General features: G+C 64.0%; 7 protein-coding genes. All 7 read right to left on the minus strand.

What is annotated here, in order from left to right; genetic code table 11:
• Positions 1-1,305 (minus strand): MFS transporter (locus tag EN939_RS20590; protein WP_127269450.1); only part of this gene is annotated, 1,305 nt, incomplete at its 3' end.
• Positions 1,306-1,535: 230 nt separating this feature from the next.
• On the minus strand, positions 1,536-1,802 hold the full coding sequence (gene fliQ / locus EN939_RS20595) for a flagellar biosynthesis protein FliQ (protein WP_023810020.1): 267 nt from the start codon (positions 1,800-1,802) through the stop codon (positions 1,536-1,538).
• 24 nt (positions 1,803-1,826) lie between these two features.
• Positions 1,827-2,234 (minus strand): flagellar hook assembly protein FlgD, encoded by a 408-nt coding sequence (flgD, locus tag EN939_RS20600; RefSeq protein ID WP_013529774.1) that lies wholly within the window; start codon positions 2,232-2,234, stop codon positions 1,827-1,829.
• The gene (gene flbT, locus EN939_RS20605) at positions 2,234-2,677 is read right to left on the minus strand and encodes a flagellar biosynthesis repressor FlbT (protein WP_027038236.1); all 444 of its coding nucleotides are present in this window, start codon (positions 2,675-2,677) and stop codon (positions 2,234-2,236) included. The genes flgD and flbT overlap by 1 nt, the downstream gene beginning before the upstream one ends.
• Entirely contained in the window at positions 2,674-3,021 is a 348-nt protein-coding gene (gene flaF / locus EN939_RS20610) for a flagellar biosynthesis regulator FlaF (RefSeq protein ID WP_023810018.1), read from the minus strand. The genes flbT and flaF overlap by 4 nt, the downstream gene beginning before the upstream one ends.
• Positions 3,022-3,052: 31 nt before the next feature.
• Positions 3,053-4,096, minus strand: coding sequence for a flagellar hook-associated family protein (locus EN939_RS20615; RefSeq protein WP_127269451.1), 1,044 nt, complete (start codon positions 4,094-4,096; stop codon positions 3,053-3,055).
• A gap of 4 nt (positions 4,097-4,100) precedes the next feature.
• Positions 4,101-4,955: flagellar basal body rod C-terminal domain-containing protein (locus tag EN939_RS20620; protein WP_127269452.1), on the minus strand; the 855-nt coding region annotated here is incomplete at its 5' end.

The raw sequence follows: 4,955 nt of genomic DNA on the forward strand, positions 1-4,955 counted from the left end.
GATGGGACCACTGCGCGGCTTCAGGTCAAGCGCAAGGTGCGGTTCCTTAAAGCGATTGAGCGGGTCGAGGTTGAGCACCTGCTGTTGCGGCAGCGGGAGCAAAAGACCGATGGCGCCGCCGGCCAGCATGGCGACGCTGGCTGCGATCAGCGCGGTTTCGGCGCCGTGCGCATCGGCGACGACACCCCAGATCCAGCTGCCGAGCGCGATGCCGCCGAAAGTCGCGGTCTGGTAGACCGACAGCACCCGGCCGACCACCCAGCGCGGCGTCGCCATCTGCACCGTGACGTTGAAATGCGAAAGCGCGATCACCCAGCAGGCGCCGCCGACAAGCAGGCCGAGCGACGTCTGCCAGGCATGCTGGCTGACGGCGGCATTGAATGCGCAGACAGCGAAGCCGGCAAAAGCACAGCGCACCATCGTCTCGCTGGACAGCAACTGCCGCAGCCTGACGCTGATCAAGGCGCCGCCGACCGCGCCGATGCCGAAGGCGCCGAGCATGATGCCATAGGTCAGCGCATCGCCCTTGACGACATCGCGCGCCACCAGAGGCAGCAACGCAAGCACAGCGCCTGCACTGAAGCCGAACGCAGCACCCCTGACCAGCACCTTGCCGATGTTGGGCGACATGGCGACATAGCGCAGGCCGGCGCCCATGGCAGCCCCCAGCGACTCGCGCGGCAAGGTCGATACCGGCACGTCCGGCTTCCAGCGCGCCAGCACGACGATCAGGCCGATATAGCTCACCGCGTTCGCCGCGAAGGCGGCCGCGGCACCGGCCGCGGCGACGATGATGCCGCCGATCGCCGGACCGACGCTGCGTGTCAGGTTAAAGCCCATCGAATTGAGGGCGACGGCCGCCGGCACCTTGTTGCGGGGGACGATGTCGCCGACGGAGGCTTGCCATGACGGGCTGTTGAGCGCGGTGCCGCTGTCGATCAGGAAGGTGAAGGCGAGCAGCGTCCACGGCGTGATCAGGCCTGAATAGGTGAACAGGGTCAGAAGCACCGACACCACCAGCATGAAGGTCTGGGCGACAAGCATCACCTTGCGCCGGTCGAAACTGTCGGCGATGGCGCCGGCTACGAGTGCAAACAGCATGATCGGCAAGGTGGTCGAAGCCTGGACCAGGGCCACCTGATAGGGCGAGGTGGCGATCGTGGTCATCATCCAGGCGGCGCCGACACCCTGGATCAAGCCACCGAAATTCGAGACGAGACTTGCGCCCCACACGGCGCGGAAAATGCCGTGCCGGAAGGGCGCCAGCGCCGAGACGCTCTCGCTGTCCGGCTTTTCGTCAATCATTTGGGGTTCCTGCCATGTCGTGCCTGCTCGTCAGACAATCCGTTTGCGCAGACCGTTTGCCGAAAGTAGGGCATGGCGCCGCAAAGGGCAAAAAAGCGCATGGTCCAACAATGGGATAGAGGCGGTCCAGGCCTTGTCCGCCGTGGGTCCGGAGGTGCCGCGGGGATCGGCGGCGTCTGTCCTCGCACAATTGCGAACGGCATGCCGCGGCACACCATCCTGGAACAGGCTCAGAAGCCGTTCTGGATGCGCTCGAAGATGACGTTGGTGAAGGCCGATATCTGGCTGCCGATGAAGGGGCCGGTCAACGCCACCACCAGCATGATCGCGACGATCTTCGGCACGAAGGTCAAGGTGATCTCCTGTACCTGCGTCAGCGCCTGGATGAGGGCGATGCCGATGCCGACCGCCATGGCGACCAGCACCACCGGAGCGGACGCGACGAGCACCGTCCACACCGCGTACTGGACGATGTCGAGAGCGTCGGCCTCATTCATGGGACTGGCTCTCTGTCGAAAGCGTCAGCTTGCTGCCTTGACCGAGACTCCCGGACCGACGGCGACTTCGGTGCCGTTCTGCAGCACGGCGATGAGACCGTTGCTGGCGAGGCGCACCGAAGCCACGGTGCCCGTGGTCAGGCCGTCGGCGGAGGTGATCGAGCGCCCGATCAGTGCGTCGGCCTGCGACAGCGCCGAGGACTGCATGATCTGATTGAGCTTGGTGTTGGTCTGCACCGACTGCTCGACCTGAGAGAAGGTGGCGAGCTGGGCGACATATTGCGTCGAATCCATCGGCTTGGTCGGATCCTGGTTCTTCATCTCGGCGATCAGAAGCTTCAGGAAGGACTGGTAGTCGACCGCTGTCTTCGAGGTCGACGCCGTGGCCTGATTGGCGCCTGTCGGAATCGTCGTCGTCATGTCCACGTTCATCAGTATCGTGCTCCCACGGCCAGCGGGCGCTCGGCACCCAAAACATCGTCATTACCACCCAGCGCGCGGCGTTCGAGCGGATAAAGCGCGCGGATCGCCTTCAGCGCCTCGTAGATATGATCCTCGCCGACCATGCGGTCGATCTGTTTCAGCGCGCTGCAGATCTGGGTGTCCTCGAAGCTTGCCAGAAGCAGCGGCAGCGAACGGCGGAACATGTCGCGCGCCGCGGCGGCGCCGGCCGGGTTCATCAGCATGACCTGCAGGATGAAATAAAGCTGCTTGAGCGGCGTCGAGGCATCGTCGGCCTGGATCACGTGGCTTTCGAGCAGGAACTGGACGTCGTTCATCAATTCGACGGTGACCTTGCGGTCGACCCGGATGACGGCGCCGTTGATGTAGATCTTTTCGTTCGGCTTCAGCGATATCTTCAGCGTGTTGGTCATTGAATGCCGTCCCTGATGATCTGGGACACCTCGATCAACCCTTCGAAATTGTTGGTGCGGCCCTGACGGATGTCCTCCGCCTCGCGCAGCAGCCACAGGCCGATGGAAATGAGATTGGCGCGCAGTTCCTTGGGCAGGGCGTTGTCGCTGGAGCCAAGATCCTCGACGAAGGCGGTCCAGACGCGGTTGGTGAAGTGAAGCGCCTCGATCGCTTCCATGGAATCGTGGCCGGCCGCTGCTGCCGCCGCCAGCATGTCGATCGAGCGGGTCAGAAGCTCCCGCTCGCGGTCCTTCGCGTCGGCAACGGAGTTGCTCTGGATGTCGGCGTAGGAGAATTGGTACATCGTTGGGGCTCTACCGTTCCGTTAAGCGTTGTCAGGTCAGGTAATTCAACAGGCTGAGCTGCTGCAGGCGTGCGGTCAACGCGAAAGACGTTTCGATGTGCTGTGTCAGGTCCGCGACCCGTGTCGCGGCTGCCGCCGGATCGACGGCTTCCAGATCGAGAATGTGCCGTTCGAAAAGGTCGACCTGCGTTTTCATCCGATCGTTGGCATCGGAAACCCGCTTCTGGACGATGCCGGTCTCGGATTGAAGCTGGCCAATGCCGCTCAGCGCTTCGCCAACCAATGTGGTGGAGCGGCTGACAACCGTATTCTTCGCCGCCTGGCTGATGTTGCTGGACATCAGGCTGCTGACCATGGCTGCGGCCATGGCGAGTTTCTGAATGCCATCGCTGTTGGCGCTGGTCGAAGTCGGTGTGGTTTCGTTGAGTGCGATGCGGCTGACGATCTGCTGGTCGGTGGCGTTCGACCAGTCGCCCTGCCAACCCGCGCCCGTGAACAGCGGCGCGACATCGTTGGTGATGAAATCGTCCATCTGGGCGGCCGTGATGTTGGCCGCTGCCGGGTCGTCCTGGGTGAAACCGAAATTGGTGAGGAAAGCGGTATCGAATGCAGCCTTGGCGGGAGAGCCGGCAGCCGTGAAATCGTTGATCGGCTTGACGTCGGTGTTGGTGCCGGCAAACAGATATTCACCATTGACGCTGGTGTTGAGGATCGAGGTCAGCTGCTGGATGGTCGCCTTGCCGGAGTCCCGGGTGAGGCTGTTGGACGAGTCGCTTGAGGAAGCGGTGGTCAGGGCGGACAGGAAGGTCTGAGCGGCGCCGGAGAGCTGGCCAAGCGAGGTCTGTGTCGAGGAAAGCCTCGCGCCGACCAGGCCGTTGGAATCGATAATGACGTTGAGCCGGTCGAGATCGCGCGAGAAGGTGACGGACTGGGCGGTGCGCCCTCCGAGAGCCAGCCCGACATCGGCGACCCTGCCGGTCGACGCTTCCTTCGTGGCTTTGACGAGTTCGGCCTGCATGCGCATCTGCTGGGAGCGCATGGCATTGGAGATTGCGGCCGAGGAGACTGAAGTCATGGAATTATCCCACCGCGTTGAGCAAGGCCGTCAGCATGTCGTCGACGGTTTTCATCATCCGGGCCGATGCCTGGTAGGTGTGTTCGAGGTCGAGCAGCAACGACATTTCCTGGTCGACATTGACCCCGGTCGCGTTGGACAGCGCTTCGGCGCTGCGCGATGCCAGTGCTTCCTTGGCATCGGAGGCGGTCGAAGCCTGCTGGCGCACGCCCTCGAACCAGCCGATCGAACTGGCGGCGTAGTCGGATACGCTGGAGGTTGCCGAAACGCCGGCGGCGGGGTCGAAAGTCATCGGCTGGTCGAGCCGGTCGCCATAGGCGACCAGAAGGGTGGAATAGGACGCGCCGCCGCCCGTGTTGGCGACATAGGCCGCACCATTGGCGCCGCCGTCGCGCAGCAGCGTCGGGTTGCCGCCGGTGCTCGGGTCCATCGCTGCATTGACGCTGATGGACGCGGCAAGGCCGGTGACCAGCGTGCCGGCGGCCGGCACGGCCGGCGCTCCCGACCAGGTGAACAGGCCGGCGGCATTGGCCATCGAGGGTGCGGTCTCGGCAAAAGCGGTGATCAGGCCACGCGCGGTCTCGTCGAGCTGGCTCTGCATGGTCGAGGCGACGCCGTCGCGCAATTGCAGCAGGCCGGCAAGCGTGCCGCTGGCGCTGGTGTTGCCGCCGGCTCCCGCCGAGATCGGCACGTTGTCGATGTAAACGGCATTGCCGGCGGCACCCGCGGTATAGCCTGCCGACGCCGCGAAGGTGACCGTGCGCGGCATCGTCTCGAACAAAGTCGTGCCGTCGCCGGTGGTGATGACCATGTCATTGTCGCCTCGCGTGAAGGTCGACACCGGGACATAGTTCGAAAT

The organism is Mesorhizobium sp. M7A.F.Ca.CA.002.05.1.1 (assembly GCF_003998335.1).
GTDB lineage: Bacteria > Pseudomonadota > Alphaproteobacteria > Rhizobiales > Rhizobiaceae > Mesorhizobium.

Excerpts from the sequence above, each read along its gene's own strand:
- fliQ (WP_023810020.1), bottom strand. The coding sequence starts at position 1,802 with ATGAATGAGGCCGACGCTCTCGACATCGTCCAGTACGCGGTGTGGACG.
- flgD (WP_013529774.1), bottom strand. The coding sequence starts at position 2,234 with ATGAACGTGGACATGACGACGACGATTCCGACAGGCGCCAATCAGGCC.
- flbT (WP_027038236.1), bottom strand. The coding sequence starts at position 2,677 with ATGACCAACACGCTGAAGATATCGCTGAAGCCGAACGAAAAGATCTAC.
- flaF (WP_023810018.1), bottom strand. The coding sequence starts at position 3,021 with ATGTACCAATTCTCCTACGCCGACATCCAGAGCAACTCCGTTGCCGAC.
- EN939_RS20615 (WP_127269451.1), bottom strand. The coding sequence starts at position 4,096 with ATGACTTCAGTCTCCTCGGCCGCAATCTCCAATGCCATGCGCTCCCAG.